General features: G+C 45.7%; 1 protein-coding gene. It reads right to left on the bottom strand.

Features of this window, described 5'->3' with window-relative positions; genetic code table 11:
• Nucleotides 1-370, bottom strand: a 370-nt coding sequence (locus PZH32_RS11740) for an amino acid--tRNA ligase-related protein (RefSeq protein WP_275208435.1), incomplete at both ends; no start/stop codon positions are given.

Below are 370 nucleotides of genomic sequence, written 5' to 3'. Positions count from 1 at the left end.
TGTGGAAATACTCCAGACGGAAAAGGTTCGCACCGCCCTCTGCACTCTTGGCACCGATTTTCGGAGTATGGATCTCTGTAAATCCTTCTTTATAAAGGAAATCACGGAACCCTCTTACGATTCCTTCCTGAATTCTGAACTTCGCACGCTCTCTGATATTTCTCAGAGAAATCGGTCTGTAGTTTAATTTTGCTTCCAGAGATGTGTTCAGCTTCCACTTTGCAATCGGAAGCGGCATTGGCTCTGCCGGCTCACTTAAGATCTTCAATTCACCAAGGCGAATCTCAATCCCATTCGGAGCTTTCGCAGACTCTGCAAGCACACCTGTTACCTCTACTGTATCTGCTTCCTTCACATCTTTCAAGTCAAA

Origin of the sequence: Adlercreutzia equolifaciens (assembly GCF_029076695.1) — a bacterium.
Taxonomy (GTDB): Bacteria; Actinomycetota; Coriobacteriia; order Coriobacteriales; family Eggerthellaceae; genus Adlercreutzia; species Adlercreutzia equolifaciens_A.
This window is presented reverse-complemented; position numbering and strand designations above follow the sequence as displayed.